The organism is Escherichia sp. MAL-1, from assembly GCF_052948035.1.
Genome location: NZ_CM129609.1, coordinates 1703633 through 1726912, shown reverse-complemented (window position 1 = coordinate 1726912; position 23280 = coordinate 1703633). Strand labels below are relative to the sequence as shown.

Sequence of the window (23280 nt, the reverse complement as noted above, 5' to 3'; positions counted from 1 at the left end):
GAACGCCGAAGCTCACTTTTTAAAATTCGTTCTTCCATGCCCGGTAACGCTCCAGAAAACGGCTTTAATTGTTGTTATGACGCTATTACCTCGGTGAAAGTGATTATTCACTGTTACATACGGGTTACAACGTTAAAACGGTGCAATCATAGCCATCACATTGTTAAGATACTGTGAAATCACTCACAGATTGAAAGCGGTTACATCGCCTGATTTGTTGAGTTAGTGATCGCCGCCGCATTCTGGCGCGTTGCGACAGAATGGCGACGCACTAACGTCGGCATAAAACAGTGGCTGGCACGAGGATCAATATTGCCTGCTGCCCCCTGCAAGGCCAGTTCGGTGGCTAATTTAGCCATTGAAGCAATGGGATAACGCACGGTCGTTAATTGCGGGTCGGTGTAACGGGCGATGGGAATATCATCGAAACCGATGATTGAGAGATGTAACGGAATCGCAATGCCATTATCTTTTAATGCTGTCAGTGCGCCAGCGGCCATATTGTCGTTATAAGCAAATACAGCGGTAAGTTGTAGATTGCGCCCCAGCAGTTCAACCATCGCCGCCTCACCGCCCGGCATGTCCGGCGTACCAGTGCCAATCCAGCTTTCCGGCGGAATAATATCCTGCTCTTTCAACGCACTCATCCAGCCTGCTTTACGCATGGCGTCATCTTCAATGCCGTGACTGGAAGAAAGATAACCAATACGTTGATGACCGTTATTCAGCAACATGCGCGTCGCCATTCGGGCACCGCTGAGATTATCCAGGCAAACGCAACGATGGGCGTACCCCGGCACAACGCGGTTGATTAACACCATACCGGGAATGTTATCCATAAATTGCGCCAGTTCATCGTCACTCAATGCTTTTGAGTGAACAATCAACGCATTACAACGCTGGCGAATTAACACCTCAATGGCGTGACGCTCTTTTTCCGCTTCATGATAGCTATTGCCGATTAGCACGTATTTCTGATGCTGCTGAGCGACTAGATCCACCGCTTTTACCAGCGCGCCGAAAAACGCATCAGAAACGTCCATCACCACCACGCCAATGGTGTCGCTAACCTGAGTTGCCAGCGCCTGGGCATTGGCGTTTGGCCGATAATCCAGCTCACTCACGGCTTTCATTACTGCTTCACGCGTGTCGGCACTGACCAGCGTGCTGTTATTGAGCACCCGGGAAACCGTTGCCACAGAGACGCCAGCCTGACGCGCTACATCACGAATGGTGATCATATTCACTACCTGTTATGAGATTGCAGTAAATGACTGCTTGCTGGCGGCTATTTTGTCAGCACTGAATACAGGACTTCGTGAATCGAGTCACAGCAATGGAAACGGTTACAGCCGTTTTGTTAACGAATGTGATCCAGATCGTTATCTTGATGTTTTAGATATTGCCGGTCCGGCAGCACGCAAAGTTAACTGACGCCAGAGCCATTCCACCGGCCCCTGGCGGAAGAAACGCAGCCAGATAACAGAGAAGAGGATATTCGCCAGCCATACCGGAATAACAAACGCCAGCAGCTCCAGGCGGTCAAAATGCATAAACAAACCGAGGTGGTAAAAAAGCGTGGTACAAATCAGCGTTTGCAATAGATAGTTGGTCAGCGCCATCCGTCCGACGCAGGCGATCGCAAGCACCAGCTTAAAGCGGCTCAATTGCGGCCAGAAACCATAAAACAGCGACGCATAGCCTATCGCCTGAAACGGCGCACTCAGTTCCCGCGGCATCTGAAGTAAGAAGGCGCACCAGCGATATGCCCAGTCCAGCCGCCATTGCAGGGCGATGGCAGGAAGGTTAATGATCACCCCAATCGCCACCAGCACAAAACCAGTACGACGATAGTGACGTAAGCTGAACTGCCCTTTCAGCCAGCCACTGCGCATCAATGCGGCACCAATGAGCATCATCCCAGCCAGTTGCCAGCCATACTGTGCGCCCAGTGCCAGTAAACTGTTGCCAACACCATCGGCACGATTACTGATCGCATCAACGCCGCCGTGAAGCTTCCAGTATTTTTCATACAAAATAGCCGATGCATCCGGCGTCCAGGCGCGGCTGGTCTGGCTATCGGAAATCAACCCCAATAACAGCAAAACGCCAAGCCCCACCAGATAAAGCATGACGCCTGTATTAAACAGGCTTTTTACCGATGGCGCATCGCGCACCAGCCGCCAGCAGATTAAGCCCACCAGCCCGTAAGCCAGCAGAATATCGCCGTCCCAGAACAGTAAACCGTGAATAAAGCCCAACAAGACTAACAGCGTTAACCGCGACTGGATCCAGCGTCTGCCACGGGGCAGCAACATTTGCAGGCCCGCACCAAACAGCAGCGCAAAAAGCGTGAGGAATTTCACCTGGCCGACGAGATCAAGAAATGCCCAGGTCCATGCATCCTGCGGCGTAATAGCGCCGTACCAGGCGGGATTAAGATAAGCCGCCTTTGGTAGCCCAAAGGCGCTGATGTTTAATAGCAGGATCCCCAGAATGGCGACGCCGCGAACAAAATCGAGCGTGACGTTGCGCTCCATGGTTCCTGCCTTTTAATCAGTTGTGATGACGCACAGCGCGCAGAAACTCGTGGCGCGTATTCTGACTGGATTTGAACAATCCACCAAGAGAGGTCGTTGTCGTGGCACTGGTTGCATCGCGGATGCCACGCGCCTTCACGCAGTAATGCACCGCGTCGATCGAGACAGCCACGTTATTGGTGCCCAGCAGCGTTTGTAGCGCAATAAGAATTTGCTGCGTCAGACGTTCCTGCACCTGCGGACGCTGGGCAAAGAACTGCACGATACGGTTAATTTTTGACAGACCGATCACCGAATCTTTCGGGATATAAGCCACCGTCGCTTTGCCATCGATGGTAACAAAATGGTGTTCACAGGTACTGGTCAGAGTGATATCGCGCACGGTGACCATTTCATCGACCTTCATTTTGTTTTCAATGAGGGTGATTTTCGGGAAGTTGGCGTAATCCAGACCGGAGAAAATTTCATCGACATACATTTTAGCGATGCGATGCGGCGTTTCCATCAAACTGTCATCAGCCAGGTCGAGATTCAGCAGCTGCATGATTTCGGTCATATGACCAGCAATAAGGCTTTTGCGCGTTTCGTTATCCATTTCATGCACGGGCGGGCGCAGCGGTGTTTCCAGTCCTCGCGCAACTAACGCTTCATGAACCAGGGCCGCTTCTTTACTGAGTGATGGCATTTATGATTTCTCCTGCAGGTGTGACGCCTCCGCCCTGCGTGGGGGCAAAGTTATTAAGCTGATTTACAGCCTGATTATTGTGCGTGAGGCGGCGCACATAATCCAGTATTCACAGCGATAATTATTGTAATTGCCGCTGCCTTTCATCAGCAGATGTTAAAACATCGTTATGCAAATACGGAAGTGAAAGTTACTCACAGCACATTGAATAAACGGTATGATGAAGAAATTGCAAACAACACAACAAGGAGCCACGCATGGAAATGCTCGAAGAGCACCGCTGTTTTGAAGGCTGGCAGCAACGCTGGCGACACGACTCCAGTACCTTAAACTGCCCGATGACGTTCAGTATCTTTCTCCCTCCACCTCGTGATCACACTCCGCCACCAGTGCTGTACTGGCTTTCCGGGTTAACCTGCAATGACGAGAACTTCACCACCAAGGCGGGTGCCCAGCGGGTAGCGGCGGAACTGGGGATTGTACTGGTGATGCCAGACACCAGCCCGCGCGGCGAAAAGGTTGCCAACGACGATGGCTACGATTTAGGCCAGGGCGCAGGCTTTTATCTTAATGCCACGCAACCGCCGTGGGCGACGCATTACCGGATGTATGATTATCTGCGCGATGAATTACCGGCGCTGGTTCAGTCGCAATTTAATGTCAGCGACCGCTGCGCCATTAGCGGTCACTCAATGGGTGGTCACGGTGCGCTGATTATGGCGCTGAAAAATCCGGGTAAATACACCAGCGTTTCGGCCTTTGCGCCAATTGTGAATCCGTGCAGCGTCCCGTGGGGAATCAAAGCGTTTAGCAGCTATTTAGGTGAGGACAAAAATGCATGGCTGGAATGGGACAGTTGCGCACTGATGTATGCCAGTAACGCGCAGGATGCGATCCCGACGCTTATCGATCAGGGCGATAATGATCAGTTTCTTGCCGACCAGTTGCAACCTGCGGTACTGGCAGAAGCCGCGCGCCAGAAAGCGTGGCCGATGACGCTGCGTATTCAGCCGGGATATGATCACAGTTACTACTTCATCGCCTCTTTTATAGAGGATCACCTGCGCTTCCATGCGCAGTATTTACTGAAGTGAAAGTCCGCCCGGTTCGCCGGGCATCTTCTCATCAGAAGCGATAATCCACTGCCATAAAGTAACGACGTCCGTCTTCGTTATAGCTGTAGTCGTCACGACTGAGATCCTTGTCGCCAAGGTTCAGCACGCCTGCGCGCAGTTTGACGTCTTTAGTCACCTGCCAGGCCGCGCCGGTATTCCAGATGGTATAACCGCCCGGTGTTTTAGCCGTCGCGCTGTCGGCGCGTTTCTGCCCGGTATAGTGCCCAGAAACATAGAATGACCAGTCTTCCAGCGCCAGCGGTTTCCAGTCCAGCGTACCGTTAGCAGTATGGAACGGCAGATCGGATAGCGGTTTGTTTTCGCCGTTGCTGACATCACGACCATCGTTGTAGGTGTAGTTGATCGACAGTTTCCATTCATCGTTGAACGGAATTTTCAGTTCGGTTTCCACGCCCTGAATACGAGCTTTGTTAACGTTGTAGTAGCTAAATACCGGTATGCGCCGTCCGTTAGCGCCCGTCTCAAAACCAACAAAGTTTTGGTAGCCCGGTGCAGCGTTGACGTCAGACGTACGGCTGATGCTGATACGATCTTTCACATCGTTACGGAAAACGGTAACGCTGGATTCAACCCCTTCCAGCCAGCCTTCTTCACCCATGTAGTAAAGCCCCAGCTCCCAACTTTCGCTGGTTTCTGGTTTCAGATCCGGGCTACCCACAATCTTACATGCGCCACGGCAGGAATTGCTCGTCCAGTCAGGGCTAAGTTGCAACAGAGAAGGTGCTTTAAATGCCGTCGCCCAGCCCCCTTTCACCGTTACGGTGTCGGTGGCGTTATAAACCAGGTAGGCACGCGGACTCCAGTGTTCACCGTAGGTTTCGTGATCGTCCATACGCACGCCGGTCGTCAGCGCCAGCGGCTCGAAGATCCGCCATTCATCTTCCACAAACAGCGCGTACTGGCTGGCAGACGTTTTGGAGCTGGTTCCCCCGGTCAGGTTCACCGCATCGCTAAGTTTGTCGTGACGCCATTCACCGCCAACCGTGAGAAACTGATTAATCGCCGTCAGCGGCAACGTGTATTTGCCGTCGACCGTATTGCTTTCGGAAGTTATCGGGCTGCTGTTGCCAGGGTTTTTGTTCTCGACTTTCTCACCGTAGTATTTCAGTTCGCTGGTGCCGTAATCCCAACGCCCATTATGGCTGACGGAGTAGTTCTGGCGTTCCAAGCGGTTTTTGTCCAGCGAGTCGGAATCACGATCCTGACGGTCGAAACCGTATCCGGCAGTAAAATCGTGATTTTGATTCGGTGTCCAGGCAAATTCGACATTGCCGTCGCGGCTGGAGAATCCTTCAATACGCGGCGTTTCTCCGGTATCGGTGGTCGTTGAGTTTTGCGGGTCATCCTTTTCACGTTTTGCCAGGCTGCCGTAAGCTTTCATTCCCAGCACACCATCAATTAATGGTCCACTGGTAAAGAACTGACCGTTATAGGTGTCACCGCGATCGCGATGTTCCTGAATGGTGGTATCGACGGTAACGGTACCCGACCATTTCTGACCGATTTTTTTGGTGATGATATTCACTACACCGCCGAGCGCATCGGAACCGTACAGCGACGACATCGGGCCACGGACCACTTCAATACGTTCGATGGAATCGACCGGGATCCAGTTCAGATCGAAATCATTGTGGCGGAAGACGGCATTGCGGGAGTTCACGCGTTTACCGTCGACGAGAATCAGGGTATAGCTGCTGTCCAGACCACGAATACTAACGCCCTTACGGTTATCCCCTTCGTTCGTCAGTTGTACGCCAGGCACTTCTTTGAGGACATCCTTCAGATTCTGTACCGGTTTTCGCTGCAGGTCTTCCTGGGTAATGACGCTGATACTGGCAGGTGCATCTTTAAGATTTTGTTCCACGGAAGATGCAGTGACAACCATCGTTTCGCCATCATCATCGACCGCTAACACAGGCCATGCACAAGAAATAGCGGACAAACACAGCCCGACCCGTACGAAAGGGTTCAACCTAAACATTCCATATCTCCATGAGGTAACTACGAAAATAAAATGGGTTATCGCTCACATCTTCTTCACGTCCCCTTGCGTACGGCAGCATCGCGGTGGACTTATTTTTTATGCAGGTGATCATCCCAGAAAGCCGGAACAGCCTCTGATTTGTCAGCCTTTTTTGATTGCGGCGTAACGATAATGCAAACGATAACAATTATCAATCCAAATGTTAAATTTTATATCCGCATGATTTGTCAGGGAAATGGAATTGAAAAAGCCCTCTCGGTTGAGAGGGCTTAGCAAGGAAGGGAGGAAACTTATTTCTTATCGTTCTGCGGGAACTTCATTTCGCTGTAGCGTACGAAGTGAGTTCCTTTAATCAGCTTGTAGCCGAACCAAATAATCAGGAACAGCGGGATACCAATATACGTTGCCGCTACGCCGCCCCAGTCAATAGTATCTTTCAGGAACGCTTCGTAGTTCTGGCCCAAAGTGATAATCAGACACAGAATGAATGCGAAGATCGGCCCCAGTGGGAAGAAACCTGAACGGTACGGCAGATCGTTAATGTCGTGTCCCTGCAATACGTAACCGCGACGGAAGCGATAGTGGCTAATGGCAATCCCCAGCCAGGCGATAAAACCCGTCATCCCGGAGGTGTTCAGCAGCCACAGGTATACCGTCTGGTTGCCAAACATGGAGGTCAGGAAGCACAGACCGGCAATCACCGTCGTCGCATACAGCGCATTACGCGGCACGCCACCACGCGACAGTTTAGCGAAAATGCGCGGCGCTTTACCGTCACACGCCAGGGTGTACAGCATACGAGTAGACGCATACATACCGGAGTTACCCGCTGACAGCACCGCCGTCAGAATAACTGCGTTCATCACCGCCGCCGCAGAGAGCAGACCCGCGTGCTGGAACACCAGGGTGAACGGACTAACGCTGATGTCTTTAACATCGTTACGCAGCAGGCTCGGATCGGTGTACGGAATAATCAGGCTGATAATCAGGATCGCGAACACATAGAACAACAGGATTCGCCAGAACACCTGACGTACCGCGCGTGGAATGTTTTTCGCCGGATCTTCGGACTCGCCTGCAGCAATACCGATCAGCTCGGTTCCCTGGAAAGAGAAGCCGACAATCATAGCTACGCCGATCATCGCCGCAAAACCACCAGCAAACGGCGCTTCGCCGATTGTCCAGTTGCTCCAGCCCGCAGGCTGCGCGCCTTTGAAGATACCGATAATCATCAGCACGCCAACGATGATAAAGACAATAACTGTCGTGACTTTGATCAGTGAGAACCAGTATTCCGCTTCACCAAAGCCACGAACTGAGATGTAGTTCAGCAGGAAGATAACGCCGAGGAACAACGCACTCCAGATCCAGCCCGGTGTATCCGGGAACCACCAGCTCATGACCAGCTGAGCTGCAACCAGGTCAACGGCGATAGTCACCGCCCAGTTGTACCAGTAGTTCCAGCCCAGCGCGAAGCCAAAGCCTTCTTCAACATAGTTCTGACCGTAAGTGGCAAACGAACCGGAAACCGGCATATATGCAGCCAGTTCACCGAGACTGGTCATCAGGAAGTAAACCATCAGGCCAATCAGCATATACGAGAGCAATGCCCCGCCCGGACCTGCCTGAGAAATCGTTGCGCCAGAGGCAACAAAAAGACCTGTACCGATGGAACCGCCAATGGCAATCATCGTCAGGTGACGCGCCTTTAATTCACGGCGTAAGCCCGGCGCTTCTGTGGTTTTAGTTTCGGAAACCATACAAAAATGCTATCCATCTTAAAAATGAGGCGCGATTGTAGCAGACGATTGGCAATCCTTCCGGCAGAAATACACGGTTATAAGACACCTTCATGATCGCCCAGGGATTATAAGTAAAGCAGCCAATCTCTTTTCTGGCGAATGCATGCTGAAGGCGCTGCGTCACGAAATCGACACAGCACCAGCATGTTCTTGTACAGCAACTTAACGCGGCACATTTGCGGGATCGCAATAGTCCAGAAAGCGCCGTAGCGCGTTGGAAAGGTGTTTTTGCCGATGATGTATACGCCACAACGTACGCATCAGGTGCGGCAGAGGGACCGCAACTTCACTTAATGTGCCTGCCTGCAATTGATCTTCAATCACACGTCGCGACAGGCAACTAATTCCCAACCCATGACGCACCGCATGTTTGATTGCCTCGGAGTTACCTAATTCCATCGCCATCTCAAACTTCGGTAAATGTGACAGCAACAGATAATCGACAATCTCCCGCGTGCCGGAACCGCGTTCACGCAGGATCCACGGCGCAGCGGCCAGCTGTTCTAAGGTGACCGGACCACGGGCCAACGGCGAAGTCGGCGCGGCGAAAACCACCAGCTCGTCTTCCAGCCACGGTTCAGAAATGATTTCAGTGCTGTGGCACGGTCCTTCAATAAAGCCAATATCAACGCGGAAATCCAGCACCGCTTGCATCACGTCCTGGCTATTCCCAACGCTAAGTTCAATCGGCAACTGCGGATAATCATGGCGATAACGGGCGATAACTGCAGGCAGAATGTAGTTACCGATGGTACTACTGGCATAGATACGAATCGCGCCGTTGTCTTCGCGAAACAGTTGTTCGATTTCAACCGCCTGTTCAAGCAATGCCAACGCACGCGGATAGAGCAGCCGCCCGTGTTCATTAACAACCAGTCTTTTCCCCACGCGATCAAACAGTTGCACGCCAAGCTGCCCTTCCAGGTCGGTCAAGGCTGCGCTCACTGCTGATTGCGACAACGCCAGCATCACCGACGCCTGGGTGGTTGATCCACTTTTCAATACTTCTGCAAAAACTTCCAACTGCCGGAGGGTGATGTGCATAGTCGCTTACCACTTATAAAGATTAATTATAAATATATAATCAATTTTATTTTTAAACCAGTTAGTCGTAACCTTATGCCCGGTTAAAGGAGAGGGTTATGACGAATATCACCTTACAGAAACAACATCGTACACTGTGGCATTTTATTCCGGGGTTAGCCCTGAGTGCAGTTATCACCGGGGTCGCCCTGTGGGGTGGTTCCATTCCCGCGGTTGCGGGTGCCGGGTTTAGTGCCCTCACCCTCGCAATCTTGTTGGGGATGGTTTTAGGCAACACCATCTATCCGCACATCTGGAAAAGCTGTGACGGTGGTGTGCTGTTTGCCAAGCAATATTTATTACGTCTGGGTATCATTCTTTATGGCTTCCGTCTGACGTTCTCGCAAATTGCCGATGTCGGTATCAGTGGGATCATCATTGACGTGTTGACGCTGTCCAGTACCTTCCTGCTGGCTTGCTTCCTGGGGCAGAAAGTGTTTGGTCTGGATAAGCACACCAGCTGGTTGATCGGTGCCGGTAGCAGTATCTGTGGTGCTGCCGCGGTACTGGCGACTGAGCCGGTAGTGAAAGCGGAAGCCAGTAAAGTAACCGTGGCTGTTGCAACCGTTGTTATCTTCGGGACCGTCGCGATTTTCCTCTACCCGGCGATATATCCGCTGATGTCTCAATGGTTTAGTCCGGAAACTTTCGGTATCTACATTGGTTCTACTGTGCACGAAGTGGCGCAGGTGGTGGCGGCAGGTCATGCCATCAGCCCGGATGCGGAAAACGCAGCAGTTATTTCCAAAATGCTGCGCGTGATGATGCTGGCTCCGTTCCTCATCCTGCTGGCGGCGCGTGTTAAACAGCTGTCTGGGGCGAACAGCGGCGAGAAAAGCAAAATCACTATTCCGTGGTTTGCCATCTTGTTCATCGTCGTTGCCATCTTTAACTCGTTCCACCTGTTACCGCAGAGCGTGGTGAACATGCTGGTAACGCTGGATACCTTCCTGCTGGCAATGGCGATGGCGGCGCTGGGTCTGACCACTCACGTCAGCGCGCTGAAAAAAGCCGGGGCGAAACCTCTGCTGATGGCACTGGTACTGTTTGCCTGGCTGATTGTTGGTGGTGGTGCGATTAACTATGTGATTCAAAGCGTCATCGCATAAACCACTACATCTTGCTCCTGTTAACCCGCTATCATTACCGTTTTCCTCCAGCGGGTTTAACAGGAGTCCTCGCATGAAATACATTGGAGCGCACGTTAGTGCTGCTGGCGGTCTGGCAAATGCCGCAATTCGCGCCGCCGAAATCGACGCAACCGCGTTTGCCTTGTTCACCAAAAACCAACGTCAGTGGCGTGCCGCACCGCTCACGACGCAAACCATCGATGAATTCAAAGCGGCCTGTGAAAAATATCACTACACATCGGCGCAAATTCTTCCCCACGACAGCTATCTGATTAACCTCGGACATCCGGTCACTGAAGCTCTGGAAAAATCGCGCGATGCCTTTATAGATGAAATGCAGCGTTGCGAACAACTGGGGCTTTCTTTGCTCAACTTCCACCCTGGCAGCCATCTGATGCAGATTTCAGAAGAGGATTGCCTTGCGCGTATTGCCGAATCCATCAACATTGCGCTGGATAAAACTCAAGGTGTAACAGCGGTGATTGAAAACACCGCCGGTCAGGGCAGTAACTTAGGGTTTAAATTCGAACATCTCGCGGCGATTATCGACGGCGTGGAAGATAAATCCCGTGTCGGCGTCTGCATTGATACCTGCCATGCTTTCGCTGCCGGGTATGATTTGCGTACTCCAGCCGAATGCGAAAAAACGTTCGCTGATTTTGCCCGTATTGTCGGCTTTAAGTATCTGCGCGGGATGCACCTTAACGATGCGAAAAGTACCTTTGGCAGCCGCGTTGACCGCCATCATAGCCTCGGTGAAGGCAATATCGGTCATGATGCGTTCCGCTGGATCATGCAAGACGACCGTTTCGACGGCATTCCGCTGATCCTTGAAACCATCAACCCGGATATCTGGGCAGAAGAGATCGCCTGGCTGAAAGCGCAACAAACTGAAAAAGCGGTGGCCTGATCGATGAACGACAGGGAAAAGCAGATTCTTAAAATTTTACGGCGTAACCCGCTGATTCAACAGAATGAAATCGCCGATATTCTGCAAATCAGCCGCTCACGTGTTGCCGCTCATATTATGGATTTGATGCGCAAGGGTTTGATTAAAGGCAAAGGATATATCCTTACCGAGCAGGATTACTGTGTGGTTGTGGGTGCAATCAATATGGATATTCGCGGAATGGCGGATATCCGTTACCCGCAAGCAGCCTCTCATCCAGGTTCTGTTCACTGTTCCGCAGGCGGCGTCGGACGTAATATCGCGCATAACCTGGCTCTGCTTGGTCGGGATGTGCATTTAATATCAGCTATTGGCAACGATTTTTACGGCGAGACATTACTGGAAGAAACGCGCCGCGCGGGCGTGAACGTTTCAAACTGCATTCGTCTGCATGGACACAGCACTGCAACTTATCTCGCTATCGCTAATAAGCAGGAAGAAACTATCCTGGCAATCAATGACACACATATTCTGCAACAGCTAACGCCTCAACTGCTCAATACTTCACGGGACTTGATTCGCCATGCTGGTGTGGTGCTGGCTGATTGTAATCTCACACCTGAAGCCCTGGAGTGGGTCTTTACCATTGCTGATGAAATTCCGATGTTTGTCGATACCGTTTCCGAATTTAAAGCAAACAAAGTAAAAAACTGGTACAGCCGGATCCACACTCTGAAACCAACACAAAATGAACTGGAAATTTTGTGGGGGCAACCGATTAAAGACGACAACGATCGCATCAGAGCTGTAAATTCGCTGCATCAACAAGGTGTTAAACGCATTTTTGTTTATCTGAAAGATGAATCTGTATTTTGCAGCGATAAGGATGGAGAACAATTTTTGCTGACCGCGCCAGCGCATACGACAGTAGACAGTTTTGGTGCTGACGATGGTTTTATGGCGGGCCTGGTATATAGCTTTCTTGAAGGATACAGTTTCCGCGACAGCGCCCGTTTTGCGGTAGCCTGCGCGGCAATTTCGCGCGCCAGCGGCAGCTTAAACAACCCTACCCTGTCTGCCGATAACGCGCTTTCATTAGTGCCAATGGTGTAACAATGTTGCCGGATTCGACGCTTGACCGCATCTTATCCGGCTCATAAATTGCGCACTACGCTAAACCAATAAAGAACCCGGCAATGGTGGCACTCATCAGATTAGAAAGTGTCGCCGCCGCCAGCGCGCGTAAACCAAGCTGGGCGATTTCCGGCGCACGGTGTGGCGCAACCGCAGAAAACGCCCCCACCACCACCCCGATAGAACCAAAGTTAGCGAAACCGCACAACGCGAAAGAAATAATCGCCACGGTTTTAGCATCCAGAGTGCCACCCGTTTGCAGATATGGCGAGAAATTGAGATAAGCGACAAATTCATTGATCGCCAGCTTCTGCCCAATCAAACTCCCGGCAAGATTTGCATCACTCCAGTCAACCCCCATCACCCACGCCAATGGGGCCAACAGGTAACCTAAAATCGACTCCAGCGAAGCATGTTCAAAACCAAACCAGCCGCCAACACCGCCGATAATACCGTTAATCAACGCAATTATTGCAACAAATGCCATCACCACTGTCGCCACACCTGCGGCGATTTTCAGCCCGGTCATTGCCCCTGTTGCAGCGGCTTCAATAATGCTCTTTGGCGGTGTTTCGGTGAAAGAGAGGTTATTAAAGGAAACCTGCGAAGATTCCGTAGCCGGGCTTAACAGGCGGGCAAACAAGATCCCGCCGGGGATCGCCATTAACGATGCCGCCAGCAGATATTCCACAGGCACGCCCAGTGCGGCGTAACCAATCATTGTCGAACCAGCAATCGAGGCCATACCGCTGCAAATCGCTGTAAATAATTCATTGCGATTCAGCCGATCGATAAAGGGTTTGACGATTGCCGGAATTTCGTTTTGCCCGAGGAAAATGGTAGTGACCGCGACGAATGACTCGATCTTGCTGATATTTAATGCTTTCTGGAAGATACCGCCGAGAATTCGAATTAAGATCCCCATCACACCGATGTAGTAGAGAATACTCACCAGCGCGGTGACGAAGATAATTGCCGGTAACACCCTGAAACCAAAGATAAATCCTGCGCCATCAAATAAGGTATCCATTTTCGGTCCGACCAGAGAACCGAAGATAAATGCGCTACCCGCGTCGCTGTACGCCATCACTTTATGGACGCCAAAAGCGACTTTTTCTGCGACCCAACGCCCTGGCGGTAACCAAAGCATTATGCCGCCAATCACGACCTGTAACACTAACGCCGCGCCAACGGTACGCAGGCTGATCTTCTTTTTGTTTACTGACAGCAAAAACGCAATAGCCAGTAATACCACCATTCCCAGAACACTTCTCATGACATCCATAGTTATTATCTCTTCATGTCATTTTGGGCGACGGCTCTCTGCCCATCATAAATAGCCGGGCCTGCATCTTGCGATACTGACCCGGCTTGTTATCAACACTTAATGGGTTTTTATGTAGCCACGTACGCACTCTTCGACTAATCCCCAGAACCAGTCGGTATCAATAGTGATGCCGACTTTGGTATTGGCGGGCTTGCCAAGAACGCCCAGCTCGTCGCAGACGGTACGCCCATAGCAAGGGCCACTGTTAACGTCCACTTCGACGTACATCTCCTGGGTTTTAATGCCATCAGGGTTAATCAAATAACCGATGCAGGTGGCGTCGTGCACCGGGCCGCCAGCCAGGCCGTAGTTTTCGAACTGCGTTTTGAGAGTGAAGTTCATGATGTCGCTGAACAGCTCTCCGGCAGGGCCGCCAGCCCTTTCCATCCGAGCAATCACATCCGGGGTGCAAACGGTCTGGTTGGTAAGATCGAGGCCCATCATCACTAATGGAACGCCGGAGGTGAACACCACGCGTGCGGCCTCCGGGTCAGCAAAGATGTTGAACTCAGCAGATGGGGTGAAGTTGCCTGTACCGTAAGCGCCGCCCATTAGCACAATTTCACGGATTTTGGGCAGGATCGCGGGTTGCATACGCATTGCCACCGCGATATTTGAAAGCGGACCAACCGGCACCAGAGTGATATCGCCATCGCTTGCCATCAGGGTATCAATGATGTATTTCACCGCATGGGTACTTTCTGCCTGGCGGGTCAGCGGCTCGAATACCGGACCATCCAGTCCGGTTTCACCGTGAATATTATCGGCAACGATTTGTTGACGCATAATGGGCTGCGGCATCCCCGCATAAACCGGAACATTAATCTCCAGTTTCTGGCAAACATTCAGGCCATTAATTAATGTTTTATCAAGCGTCTGATTACCCGCTACAATAGTGATGCCTAATAAATCTATTGCCGGATGTTTCGCTGCCATCATCATTGCAATAGCATCATCATGACCCGGATCACAATCCAGAATAATTTTTCTCTTTTCCATTGTTTATTTCCTCTGTTTCCAGTTGCGTTATTTTTTCTACAGCAAAGAAAGTTCGACCGGGCCGATGATTGAATCTTAACAACAGCGTACGTATGCTAAATATGAGAAATCTCATAGCGGATAAACATCGTGAAAGAAATCCACAATAATGATCTTAAGCAGCAATTGATGAGTGAATCCGCGTTTAAGGATTGCTTTTCAACGGATGTTTCAGCCGATACGCGGCTGTTTCATTTTTTAGCGCGTGACTACATTGTGCAGGAAGGGCAACAGCCGTCCTGGCTGTTTTACCTGACGCGAGGCCGCGCCAGGCTTTACGCCACGCTAGCTAATGGTCGCGTGTCGCTGATCGATTTCTTTGCCGCCCCCTGTTTTATTGGTGAGATTGAGTTAATCGACAAAGACCATGAACCGCGTGCGGTGCAGGCTATTGAAGAGTGTTGGTGCCTTGCGCTCTCTATGAAACATTACCGCCCGCTGTTATTAAACGACACGCTATTTTTACGAAAACTTTGCGTCACCTTAAGTCATAAAAATTATCGTAATATTGTTTCTTTAACTCAGAATCAATCATTTCCGTTAGTGAATCGCCTGGCAGCATTTATATTACTCTCACAAGAAGGTGATCTTTATCACGAAAAGCATACGCAAGCGGCAGAGTATTTAGGCGTTTCTTATCGACATCTTTTATATGTTCTCGCGCAATTCATTCACGACGGTTTATTAATTAAAAGCAAGAAAGGGTATCTCATTAAAAACAGAAAGCAGTTGTCAGGACTGGCGCTGGAGATGGACCCGGAGAATAAATTCTCCGGGATGATGCAGTAAAAATTATTTGCAATAGCGCGATTGCCGGATGCAACGCTTAATAAGCGAGTACATCCGGCAATGAAACTCAAGCTAAACCAATAAAGAACCCGGCAATGGTCGCGCTCATCAGGTTGGAAAGCGTTGCTGCTGCCAGCGCCCGTAAACCAAGCTGAGCGATTTCCGGTGCACGTTTTGGCGAAATAGCCGAAAATGCCCCAACGACAACACCGATAGAACCAAAGTTAGCAAAACCACAAAGCGCAAAGGAGATAATCGCAATGGTTTTCACTTCCAGCGTGCCGCCCGTTTGCAGGTATGGGGAGAAACTCAGGTAAGCGACGAATTCGTTAATCGCCAGTTTCTGCCCAATCAGGCTACCCGCAAGGTTGGCATCACTCCAGTCCACACCCATGATCCACGCCAGCGGTGCCAGCACATAGCCAAAAATACTTTCCAGAGAGGCATTGGCAAAACCAAACCAGCCGCCAACTCCACCAATAATGCCGTTGATCAGCGCAATAATTGCGACAAACGCCATTACCACCGTCGCTACACCAGCGGCGATTTTCAGCCCGGTCATCGCACCGCTCGCCGCCGCTTCGATAAAGCTTTTTGGCGGCGTTTCGCTGAACGACAGATTTTCAAATGTGACCTGCGAAGGCTCGGTGGCCGGGCTAAGAATACGTGCAAACAAAATACCACCTGGGATCGCCATCAGCGATGCCGCTAACAGGTAGTCAATTGGTACGCCCATTCCGGCATAACCAATCATCATCGAACCAGCAATGGACGCCATCCCGCTACAAATTGCGGTAAACAACTCGTTGCGATTCATGCGATCGATAAACGGTTTAACGATCGCCGGGATCTCATTTTGCCCGAGGAAAATAGTTGTGACTGCGACAAAAGATTCGATTTTGCTGATGTTAAGAGCTTTCTGGAAAATGCTGCCAAGGATGCGAATCAGCAGCCCCATCACGCCAATGTAGTACAGCAGACTGATGAGCGCAGTAACGAAAATAATCGCCGGGAGTACGCGAAAGGCGAAGATAAAGCCCGCACCGTCAAACAGAACATCCATTTTGGGACCGACCAGCGAACCAAAAATAAAGGCACTTCCTGCGTCACTGTAGGACATCACTTTATGGACGCCCAATGCCGCCTGCTCTACTGCCCATTTTCCCGGGGGAAAATAGAGCATGATGCCACCAATGGCAATTTGCAGCAGCAGCGCAGCGCCAACCGTGCGCAAGCTGATGCTCTTTTTATTTACCGACAACACAAAGGCAATTGCCAGCAATACCACCATCCCCACAACACTTCTCATTATATCCATAATGATTTTCCCTTCATGCCAGTAAACCCGGCGTCAGCGCCAGGTTTTGGTATGTTTGATGAGTACGGGCGACGGCTTTCTGCCCGCCAGAAATTAACCCACGAGACGCTGATATTCTTTGGCAATTTCGCTCGCCAGAATGGCGTTATTAAAGACCAGTTGAATATTGGATTTCAGGCTATCACCGCCGGTTAGCTCCGCAACACGCGCCAGCAGGAATGGCGTACTTTCTTTACCAATAACACCCTGCGCTTCAGCTTCAGCTACCGCCTGATCGATCGCCGCATTGATAGTGTGTTCTGGCATCGCAAACTGTTCCGGGATCGGGTTCGCTACCACGAGGCCACCGTTCAGCCCGCTTTGCCATTTCACCGCCATTGCACGGGCAATTTCACTGGCGCTGTCGAGACGAATGCTGACGTCAAACGGGCTGGTACGGCAGAAAAACGCAGGCAGCGCTTTAGTCTGATAGCCAATTAACGGCACACCGAAGGTTTCTAAATACTCAGTGGTTAATCCTAAATCGAGAATAGATTTCGCCCCGGCACAAACAACGGTGACATTAGTATTTGCCAGTTCTTGCAAATCGGCAGAAATATCGAAGGTATGTTCCGCCCCGCGATGCACACCACCAATTCCCCCGGTGGCAAATACTTTAATTCCGGCAAGCGCCGCAATAATCATCGTTGAAGCTACAGTGGTTGCGCCATTTTTTCCGGCGGCAACAACAAAAGGTAAATCGCGACGACTAACTTTGGTCACGTTATGCCCTTCACGACCCAGCAATTCGATTTCTTCTTTACTTAAGCCCACTTTCATCACACCGCCAATAATGGCGATAGTGGCTGGTACTGCGCCCTGTTTACGAATTGTTTCTTCTACTTCAATTGCGGTTTGGGCATTTTGTGGGAATGGCATTCCGTGAGAAATTATGGTCGATTCCAGCGCAACAACCGGTTTTTTATTTTTTAAAGCATCCTGTACTTCAGCGGATATTTGTAATAATTCAGGGGACAGAGTTAATTCAGACATTCTGTGTTCTCCACTAACGATGTAACATTGGCAATTGATAATTCAGGGTTATTGGTATATTCACAGGCAAGTGCCATTGACGAACATCCCTGCGCAAATCGAACAGAATCGATAAACGGCATACCGTCTACCCAACAGGAGGCCAGCCCCGCCATCATGGCGTCGCCTGCCCCAGTAACATTGATGACATTCGTTTTAATAGGGGCCGACCACCCACTTTCACCGTTGATATCACTGTAGTAAACGCCATCCCCTCCCATGCTCAGCACCAGGCGGTTCAGGCCGTGTTGATGAAACCAGGCGGCGACCTTTGCGACATCTTCACGTCCGGAAAGTGCAATTCCGCTCAACGTTTCGGCTTCAAGACGGTTAGGTTTTAACGTATGGATTTTGCTCAGATGATCGCGGATTTTGACGCATTTCCATGCCGATACCGGATCAATAAATACAGGCGTTTCCCCGCTATTTTCCAGAACCCAGACCAGCGCCTCTTCACTAAGGTTGCAATCCGCGACAATAACCTTTGCACCGCGAATAAACTCCTGATGCTGGGCAAGAAATTCTGCAGAAATACAGTCACTAATACTCATATCATTTATCGCGACAAGCATTTCTCCTGTATTATCGAGCAGTGATAAATAGCTGGATGTATTCTCACCCGGAACAATTAAGCATTTATCGACATAAACACCGGATTGATTAGTTTGCGCCAGTAATGATTGCCCATAAAAATCACCACCTACTGCACTTAAAAGCCAGGCATTTTTCCCCAGTAACGCCAGATTATGAGCGATATTCCTTCCCACGCCACCTGGGGTAAATTTAATTTTTCCGGGATTCGAATCCGCATAATTCAATGGATGATGTGAATACCCAGCCACATCAATATTCGCCGAACCAATAATTACTATGTAGTCCTTTTCGCGCATAGCACGCCCCCTGGCAATAAATTGCCAACGAAGAAATTGGGTAAAATAGTCATTACAGTCAATAAGACTATTAGAGCACATGTTCATATTTAAACACATGTTCATAATAAGCATATTTAACGTAATGTAAATCGATCAGAAAAAACGAAATCGGCCAGATATGAAGGCGGTCACAAAGTTTGTCTATTTATGCAGCAACAAAAGAGAAAGTTGTGATGTGTAACACACAATATGGCAGGCAAGAAAAAGGGCAGAGATGTTTCTGCCCTCCAGATTGTTGACAACGCGCGCTTTGTTCATCCTGGATGTGGCGTAAACGCCTTATCCGACCTACAAAAGCGCAAAAATTCAATATATTGCAGGGTTCATGTAGGTCTGATAAGCATAGAGCATCAGGCAATTTTGCGTTTGTCATCATCGGGGCAGAGATGTCTCATCCCCGATAATGAAGATAAATTATGCGTTTTTTTCTACTATTTGTGTTTCCGGACGTTTCAGGAAGGCATAGGCCAAACCCGCCACCAGCGTACCGGCAATAATTGCTACCAGGTAACCCAATACCGGCGTAATCGCGCCAGGGATCAGCAGAACAAACAGACCACCGTGCGGTGCCATCAGTTTCGCACCAATCGCCATTGAGATTGCGCCAGTCAGCGCCCCACCCACGATACAGCACGGCAGCACACGCATCGGATCACGAGCAGCAAACGGAATTGCACCTTCCGAAATGAAGCACAGTCCCAATACCAGAGCGGCTTTGCCACCTTCCTGCTGCGCTTTGTCGAATTTGCGACGCGCCACCATTGTTGCCAGACCCATTGCCAGCGGTGGCACCATACCTGCCGCCATAATCGCCGCCATCGGGCCATAGGTTTGAGTACTCAGCAGACCCACACCGAATGCGTACGCTGCTTTGTTTACCGGACCGCCCATGTCAGTACACATCATGCCACCGAGGATCGCCCCCAGCAGAACCGCATTCGCAGTCCCCATGGTCTGCAGCCAGTGAGTCAGCCCTTCGAGAATGCCAGCAACCGGTTTACCGATCAGGTAGATCATCGCCAGACCGACCACCAGACTGGAAATTAGCGGAATGATCAGGATCGGTTTCAGCGCCTCCATACTCTGTGGCAGTTTCAATTGCGTACTGATTAACTTCGCAATGTAACCAGCCAGGAAGCCCGCAATAATACCACCAATGAAGCCAGAACCGGTGCTGACCGCCAGCATACCGCCAATCAGACCCGGCGTGAGGCCCGGACGATCGGCAATGGAAAAGGCAATATAACCTGCCAGTACCGGCACCATCAGCGCAAAGGCTGAACCACCACCAATCTGCATCAGCGCCGCTGCCAACGTAGCCGGCTCTTTAAACGCTTCGATACCAAAAGCAAAAGAAAGCGCGATACACAGACCACCAGCAACGACCATCGGCAGCATGTAAGAGACGCCCGTTAGCAAGTGACGATAAGCGCCTGCACTCTCTTTCTTACCTTCAGTGGTCGCCGTTTGAGCTTTGCCCGCCGGTTCATACGGCGTTGCTTCAGCAACCGCTTTATCCAGTTCCTGCGCGGTTTTCTTCAGCGCCAGACCGGTAGAGGTGCGATACATCGGTTTACCAGCAAATTTCGCCAGATCCACTTCGATATCTGCCGCCACAATCACCAGATCCGCTGCTGCGACTTCTTCGGGAGTGATTGCATTACCCGCGCCAACAGAACCACGGGTTTCAACTTTCACCCACCAGCCACGTTTTTTCGCTTCGGTTTCAATGGCTTCAGCCGCCATAAAGGTGTGTGCTACGCCAGTCGGGCAAGCAGTCACCGCAACTACGCGTTTCGGACCGCTGGCGGCAACCGGTGCTGTCGCAGTGACCGGCGCAGTGTAAGGTTTCGCATGGCCTTTGGCTTCACTCAGGAACAGCTCAGGGTGCGCAACTGCCCGGGAAATATCACCCAGCCAGACATTTTTACCGTTCAGCGCGCTGTCATTCGGGATGGAATCACCGAGAACAATCGCCATTTCAGCGTCGTTCGGATTGTCGATGATTTCCAGTTTTGCTTTTCGCGCCGCCGCGCCCAGCAGGGTCTTCGCCATATAGGCGCGTGCCTGACCGAGATTAGCGTCAATAATCAGCAGCGTTTTCATTATGCCTCTCCTGCTGTCAGTTAAAAGGTTGTAAGTCGACGCGCGCCATCATTGCGGCCAACTGCGGACGATCGGTAATACCCACATTGCTTTGACTTACCGCCAGGGCTGCAACAGCTGTCGCCAGACGCAGTGTGTGTTCACTGGATTCACGCATCAGCAAGCCATAAATCAGGCCACCAACCATAGAATCCCCTGCGCCAACGGTGCTTACGACATCGACTGACGGTGGTTTGGCGATCCATTCGCCGGAGGCATTAACCCAAAGCGCGCCTTCGGCACCCAGTGAAATAACAACATGCGCGATACCTTGTTCACGCAGCGCATGCGCAGCTTCAATCACATCTTTCATTTCAGGCAGTTTACGGCCTGCCCAGATTTCCAGCTCGCGGCGGTTAGGTTTCACCAGCCACGGTGCCGCTTTCAAACCTGCTACTAACGCTTCACGGCTACTATCAAAGATAATGCAAGGACACTGACTACGCAGGCGAGTCATCCAGTCGGTGAACGCTTCCGGGCTGACGCCTGACGGTAAGCTTCCGCTGACACAGACCATATCGAACTGACCGAGCCAGCTCAGAGAATCAGTCACAAAGCGTTCCCAGTCGGCGGGGGTGACTTCAAAACCCGAGAAGTTGAAGTCGGTCACTTCGCCGTCTTTTTCCGTCAGCTTAACGTTAATTCGAGTGCGCCCCTGTACAACCTGGAAACGGTTGGCAATGCCCAGCTCGCTGAACAGTTGCTGAAAACCATCCTGATTGTCTTTACCGAGGAAGCCGCCAACGGTGACATCAATTCCCAGGTCTTTTAATACTTTGGCCACGTTGATGCCTTTACCCGCCGCATGCAGACCGGTGGTTTTCACCAGGTTCACTTCGCCGCGTTCAATTTCCGGGCAGAAACCAACAAGGTCATAAGCCGGATTAAGGGTGATAGTAGCAACACGTCTGCTCATTATGCGCCCTCCCCAAGACCAGCAGCGATAGCGTCGCCGATTGCTTTCAGCGCCTGTTCAGCATCTGCACCCTGGGCGGTAAAGCGTAGGCGATGACCTTTCTTAACGCCAAGTGCCACAACTTTCATCAGACTACGTCCGTTTGCCGGTTTGCCGGTGCCATCAAGGTTTGTCACGGTAATATCACTGTTAAATTGTTTAATGGTATTGACCAGCATGGTACCTGGACGAGCATGCAGGCCGTGTTCATTGCGCACCACAAACTCCGCGCTTAACACGTCGTCGGTCGGCGCATCATCGCTGGTCAGCAGCGCCAGCAACGTTGCCGCATCCGCTTTCAGCAAGCGGTCAGCTTTATTGTCGAGCAACAAATCAGCGAGACGCTTAAGAACCGCGAGGGGCTGATCGTCATTCATCGCCACACTCACCAGCATGGCTGCCGTTTCGCCGTCCACATCAAAAGCATTTGCCGCACGGCTTACCGCAATCGCGCTACGCAGATTGCCTTCGGCGCTATCGCTCAGCCAGATACCCTGTCCGAGGTTCAGCGGTTGTTCATTGATGGCTTTGGTGACGAAAGTGGCGTCAACTGCCCCCGCCTCTTTCAGACGCGCAGCGTTCAGCGCCTGAAGAGTCAGCAGATCGCTGGCGACGATATCCAGCGTCAGCATTTCGTTGTCGAGCTTCAGCTGCTCACTCTGCTTTTCGCCCATCAGCAATGCGCGAAGTTCTTCTGCTGTTGTTGCTGACTTCAGTTGTTCAGCAACGGAATCATCGCTCAGTACGTGGGTCAGCTGGCGTAGCAGGCCCAGATGTTCATCCGAGCTGGCAGCAATACCGATCGCCACGTACGCTACCTGACCGTCACCCCAGGTGACGCCTTCCGGGAACTGAAATACCTGAACGCCCGTTTTCAGCACCTGATCGCGGGTGTCGGTGGTGCCGTGTGGAATAGCAATACCATTGCCGAGGAACGTTGAGGTTTGCTGCTCGCGCGCCAGCATGCCATTGACGTAGCCTTCTGCTACATTACCGGCATGCACCAGCGCCGCAGCGACCTGGCGAATCGCCTCTTCTTTGTCTCCGGCCTTTTCGCCCGGATGGATGTCCTGTACGGATAACTGGAACATAGTTCTCCTCTCTTGCTGAATTGAAACGATTCAGCCTCTATGAGAAAAAAAGCGCCAACCTGGCTTAGGGTTAAAGACAAGATCGCGCTGAAACGTTTCAAGAAAGCATAATACTTCTGTTTCAGCACGCAAGGAAAGCCGTAAAGTTATGAGCAAAAGTTTGATGTGCTGCACAATTTTTTGCCATTTTTCCTAATTGCTGATGGGAAAATCCGTTATCAGCAATTTCAT

The 23280-nt window shown here is 51.0% G+C and carries 19 protein-coding genes; 5 read left to right on the top strand and 14 right to left on the bottom strand.

The features are described 5' to 3' along the window. Positions 1 to 200: 200 nt before the first annotated feature. From galS to folE, 3 genes are all read right to left on the bottom strand, one after another. Positions 201 to 1241, bottom strand: coding sequence for an HTH-type transcriptional regulator GalS (gene galS, locus ACU8XX_RS08330; RefSeq protein WP_000628659.1), 1041 nt, complete (start codon positions 1239 to 1241; stop codon positions 201 to 203). A gap of 141 nt (positions 1242 to 1382) precedes the next feature. Further along, positions 1383 to 2540, bottom strand: coding sequence for a DUF418 domain-containing protein YeiB (yeiB, locus tag ACU8XX_RS08325; RefSeq protein WP_000440919.1), 1158 nt, complete (start codon positions 2538 to 2540; stop codon positions 1383 to 1385). Positions 2541 to 2556: 16 nt separating this feature from the next. Then, positions 2557 to 3225, bottom strand: coding sequence for a GTP cyclohydrolase I FolE (gene folE, locus ACU8XX_RS08320; protein WP_001139613.1), 669 nt, complete (start codon positions 3223 to 3225; stop codon positions 2557 to 2559). A 257-nt stretch (positions 3226 to 3482) separates the two neighbouring features. Between folE and yeiG the strand changes: the two genes are divergently transcribed. Then, positions 3483 to 4319 carry an S-formylglutathione hydrolase gene (gene yeiG, locus ACU8XX_RS08315; protein ID WP_000425438.1) on the top strand — a complete coding sequence of 279 codons (837 nt, stop codon included), beginning with the start codon at positions 3483 to 3485 and terminating at the stop codon, positions 4317 to 4319. Positions 4320 to 4350: 31 nt separating this feature from the next. Here yeiG and cirA read toward each other — a convergent pair whose 3' ends face one another. The 3 genes from cirA to yieE all read right to left on the bottom strand — a co-directional run bounded on the left by cirA (position 4351) and on the right by yieE (position 9191). Further along, positions 4351 to 6342 (bottom strand): catecholate siderophore receptor CirA, encoded by a 1992-nt coding sequence (cirA, locus tag ACU8XX_RS08310; protein ID WP_000489247.1) that lies wholly within the window; start codon positions 6340 to 6342, stop codon positions 4351 to 4353. Positions 6343 to 6635: 293 nt separating this feature from the next. After that, entirely contained in the window at positions 6636 to 8105 is a 1470-nt protein-coding gene (lysP, locus tag ACU8XX_RS08305; protein ID WP_000253273.1) for a lysine-specific permease, read from the bottom strand. 204 nt (positions 8106 to 8309) lie between these two features. Further along, the gene (gene yieE / locus ACU8XX_RS08300) at positions 8310 to 9191 is read right to left on the bottom strand and encodes a DNA-binding transcriptional regulator YeiE (RefSeq protein ID WP_121869138.1); all 882 of its coding nucleotides are present in this window, start codon (positions 9189 to 9191) and stop codon (positions 8310 to 8312) included. A gap of 98 nt (positions 9192 to 9289) precedes the next feature. Here yieE and ACU8XX_RS08295 point away from each other — a divergent pair, with 98 nt between their 5' ends. From ACU8XX_RS08295 to ACU8XX_RS08285, 3 genes are all read left to right on the top strand, one after another. Next, complete coding sequence (locus ACU8XX_RS08295; RefSeq protein WP_000182053.1) at positions 9290 to 10339, top strand: YeiH family protein; 1050 nt, start codon at positions 9290 to 9292, stop codon at positions 10337 to 10339. A 73-nt stretch (positions 10340 to 10412) separates the two neighbouring features. Continuing rightward, the gene (nfo, locus tag ACU8XX_RS08290; protein ID WP_000873890.1) at positions 10413 to 11270 is read left to right on the top strand and encodes a deoxyribonuclease IV; all 858 of its coding nucleotides are present in this window, start codon (positions 10413 to 10415) and stop codon (positions 11268 to 11270) included. Positions 11271 to 11273: 3 nt separating this feature from the next. Then, positions 11274 to 12362, top strand: a complete 1089-nt coding sequence (locus ACU8XX_RS08285; RefSeq protein ID WP_000999819.1) for a sugar kinase — start codon at positions 11274 to 11276, stop codon at positions 12360 to 12362. Positions 12363 to 12417: 55 nt separating this feature from the next. Here the strand turns inward: ACU8XX_RS08285 and ACU8XX_RS08280 are convergent, their stop codons facing one another. Together ACU8XX_RS08280 and rihB are read right to left on the bottom strand one after the other, a co-directional pair. Then, positions 12418 to 13668 carry a NupC/NupG family nucleoside CNT transporter gene (locus ACU8XX_RS08280; RefSeq protein WP_000382943.1) on the bottom strand — a complete coding sequence of 417 codons (1251 nt, stop codon included), beginning with the start codon at positions 13666 to 13668 and terminating at the stop codon, positions 12418 to 12420. A 99-nt stretch (positions 13669 to 13767) separates the two neighbouring features. After that, the gene (gene rihB / locus ACU8XX_RS08275; RefSeq protein WP_000415455.1) at positions 13768 to 14709 is read right to left on the bottom strand and encodes a ribosylpyrimidine nucleosidase; all 942 of its coding nucleotides are present in this window, start codon (positions 14707 to 14709) and stop codon (positions 13768 to 13770) included. Between the two features lie 129 nt (positions 14710 to 14838). Between rihB and ACU8XX_RS08270 the strand changes: the two genes are divergently transcribed. Then, the gene (locus ACU8XX_RS08270) at positions 14839 to 15537 is read left to right on the top strand and encodes a transcriptional regulator YeiL (protein ID WP_000658603.1); all 699 of its coding nucleotides are present in this window, start codon (positions 14839 to 14841) and stop codon (positions 15535 to 15537) included. 67 nt (positions 15538 to 15604) lie between these two features. Here ACU8XX_RS08270 and ACU8XX_RS08265 read toward each other — a convergent pair whose 3' ends face one another. The 6 genes from ACU8XX_RS08265 to fruB form a co-directional block, all read right to left on the bottom strand. Next, complete coding sequence (locus ACU8XX_RS08265; protein ID WP_014641002.1) at positions 15605 to 16855, bottom strand: NupC/NupG family nucleoside CNT transporter; 1251 nt, start codon at positions 16853 to 16855, stop codon at positions 15605 to 15607. Positions 16856 to 16948: 93 nt separating this feature from the next. Continuing rightward, the gene (gene psuG / locus ACU8XX_RS08260) at positions 16949 to 17887 is read right to left on the bottom strand and encodes a pseudouridine-5'-phosphate glycosidase (RefSeq protein ID WP_001293147.1); all 939 of its coding nucleotides are present in this window, start codon (positions 17885 to 17887) and stop codon (positions 16949 to 16951) included. Continuing rightward, positions 17875 to 18816: a pseudouridine kinase gene (locus ACU8XX_RS08255; RefSeq protein ID WP_001207098.1), complete on the bottom strand. Its 942-nt coding sequence runs from the start codon at positions 18814 to 18816 to the stop codon at positions 17875 to 17877. Before ACU8XX_RS08255 ends, psuG begins: the two co-directional genes overlap by 13 nt. Positions 18817 to 19272: 456 nt before the next feature. Continuing rightward, entirely contained in the window at positions 19273 to 20964 is a 1692-nt protein-coding gene (gene fruA, locus ACU8XX_RS08250; RefSeq protein ID WP_000854465.1) for a PTS fructose transporter subunit IIBC, read from the bottom strand. Between the two features lie 16 nt (positions 20965 to 20980). Beyond that, entirely contained in the window at positions 20981 to 21919 is a 939-nt protein-coding gene (fruK, locus tag ACU8XX_RS08245) for a 1-phosphofructokinase (protein ID WP_000091263.1), read from the bottom strand. Next, on the bottom strand, positions 21919 to 23049 hold the full coding sequence (gene fruB, locus ACU8XX_RS08240) for a fused PTS fructose transporter subunit IIA/HPr protein (RefSeq protein ID WP_000487232.1): 1131 nt from the start codon (positions 23047 to 23049) through the stop codon (positions 21919 to 21921). The genes fruK and fruB overlap by 1 nt, the downstream gene beginning before the upstream one ends. Positions 23050 to 23280 lie beyond the last annotated feature (231 nt).

Bases quoted from the DNA above. Each gene is read 5' to 3' on its own strand.
- galS (WP_000628659.1), bottom strand. From the start codon at position 1,241: ATGATCACCATTCGTGATGTAGCGCGTCAGGCTGGCGTCTCTGTGGCA.
- yeiB (WP_000440919.1), bottom strand. From the start codon at position 2,540: ATGGAGCGCAACGTCACGCTCGATTTTGTTCGCGGCGTCGCCATTCTG.
- folE (WP_001139613.1), bottom strand. From the start codon at position 3,225: ATGCCATCACTCAGTAAAGAAGCGGCCCTGGTTCATGAAGCGTTAGTT.
- yeiG (WP_000425438.1), top strand. From the start codon at position 3,483: ATGGAAATGCTCGAAGAGCACCGCTGTTTTGAAGGCTGGCAGCAACGC.
- cirA (WP_000489247.1), bottom strand. From the start codon at position 6,342: ATGTTTAGGTTGAACCCTTTCGTACGGGTCGGGCTGTGTTTGTCCGCT.
- lysP (WP_000253273.1), bottom strand. From the start codon at position 8,105: ATGGTTTCCGAAACTAAAACCACAGAAGCGCCGGGCTTACGCCGTGAA.
- yieE (WP_121869138.1), bottom strand. From the start codon at position 9,191: ATGCACATCACCCTCCGGCAGTTGGAAGTTTTTGCAGAAGTATTGAAA.
- ACU8XX_RS08295 (WP_000182053.1), top strand. From the start codon at position 9,290: ATGACGAATATCACCTTACAGAAACAACATCGTACACTGTGGCATTTT.
- nfo (WP_000873890.1), top strand. From the start codon at position 10,413: ATGAAATACATTGGAGCGCACGTTAGTGCTGCTGGCGGTCTGGCAAAT.
- ACU8XX_RS08285 (WP_000999819.1), top strand. From the start codon at position 11,274: ATGAACGACAGGGAAAAGCAGATTCTTAAAATTTTACGGCGTAACCCG.
- ACU8XX_RS08280 (WP_000382943.1), bottom strand. From the start codon at position 13,668: ATGGATGTCATGAGAAGTGTTCTGGGAATGGTGGTATTACTGGCTATT.
- rihB (WP_000415455.1), bottom strand. From the start codon at position 14,709: ATGGAAAAGAGAAAAATTATTCTGGATTGTGATCCGGGTCATGATGAT.
- ACU8XX_RS08265 (WP_014641002.1), bottom strand. From the start codon at position 16,855: ATGGATATAATGAGAAGTGTTGTGGGGATGGTGGTATTGCTGGCAATT.
- psuG (WP_001293147.1), bottom strand. From the start codon at position 17,887: ATGTCTGAATTAACTCTGTCCCCTGAATTATTACAAATATCCGCTGAA.
- ACU8XX_RS08255 (WP_001207098.1), bottom strand. From the start codon at position 18,816: ATGCGCGAAAAGGACTACATAGTAATTATTGGTTCGGCGAATATTGAT.
- fruA (WP_000854465.1), bottom strand. From the start codon at position 20,964: ATGAAAACGCTGCTGATTATTGACGCTAATCTCGGTCAGGCACGCGCC.
- fruK (WP_000091263.1), bottom strand. From the start codon at position 21,919: ATGAGCAGACGTGTTGCTACTATCACCCTTAATCCGGCTTATGACCTT.
- fruB (WP_000487232.1), bottom strand. From the start codon at position 23,049: ATGTTCCAGTTATCCGTACAGGACATCCATCCGGGCGAAAAGGCCGGA.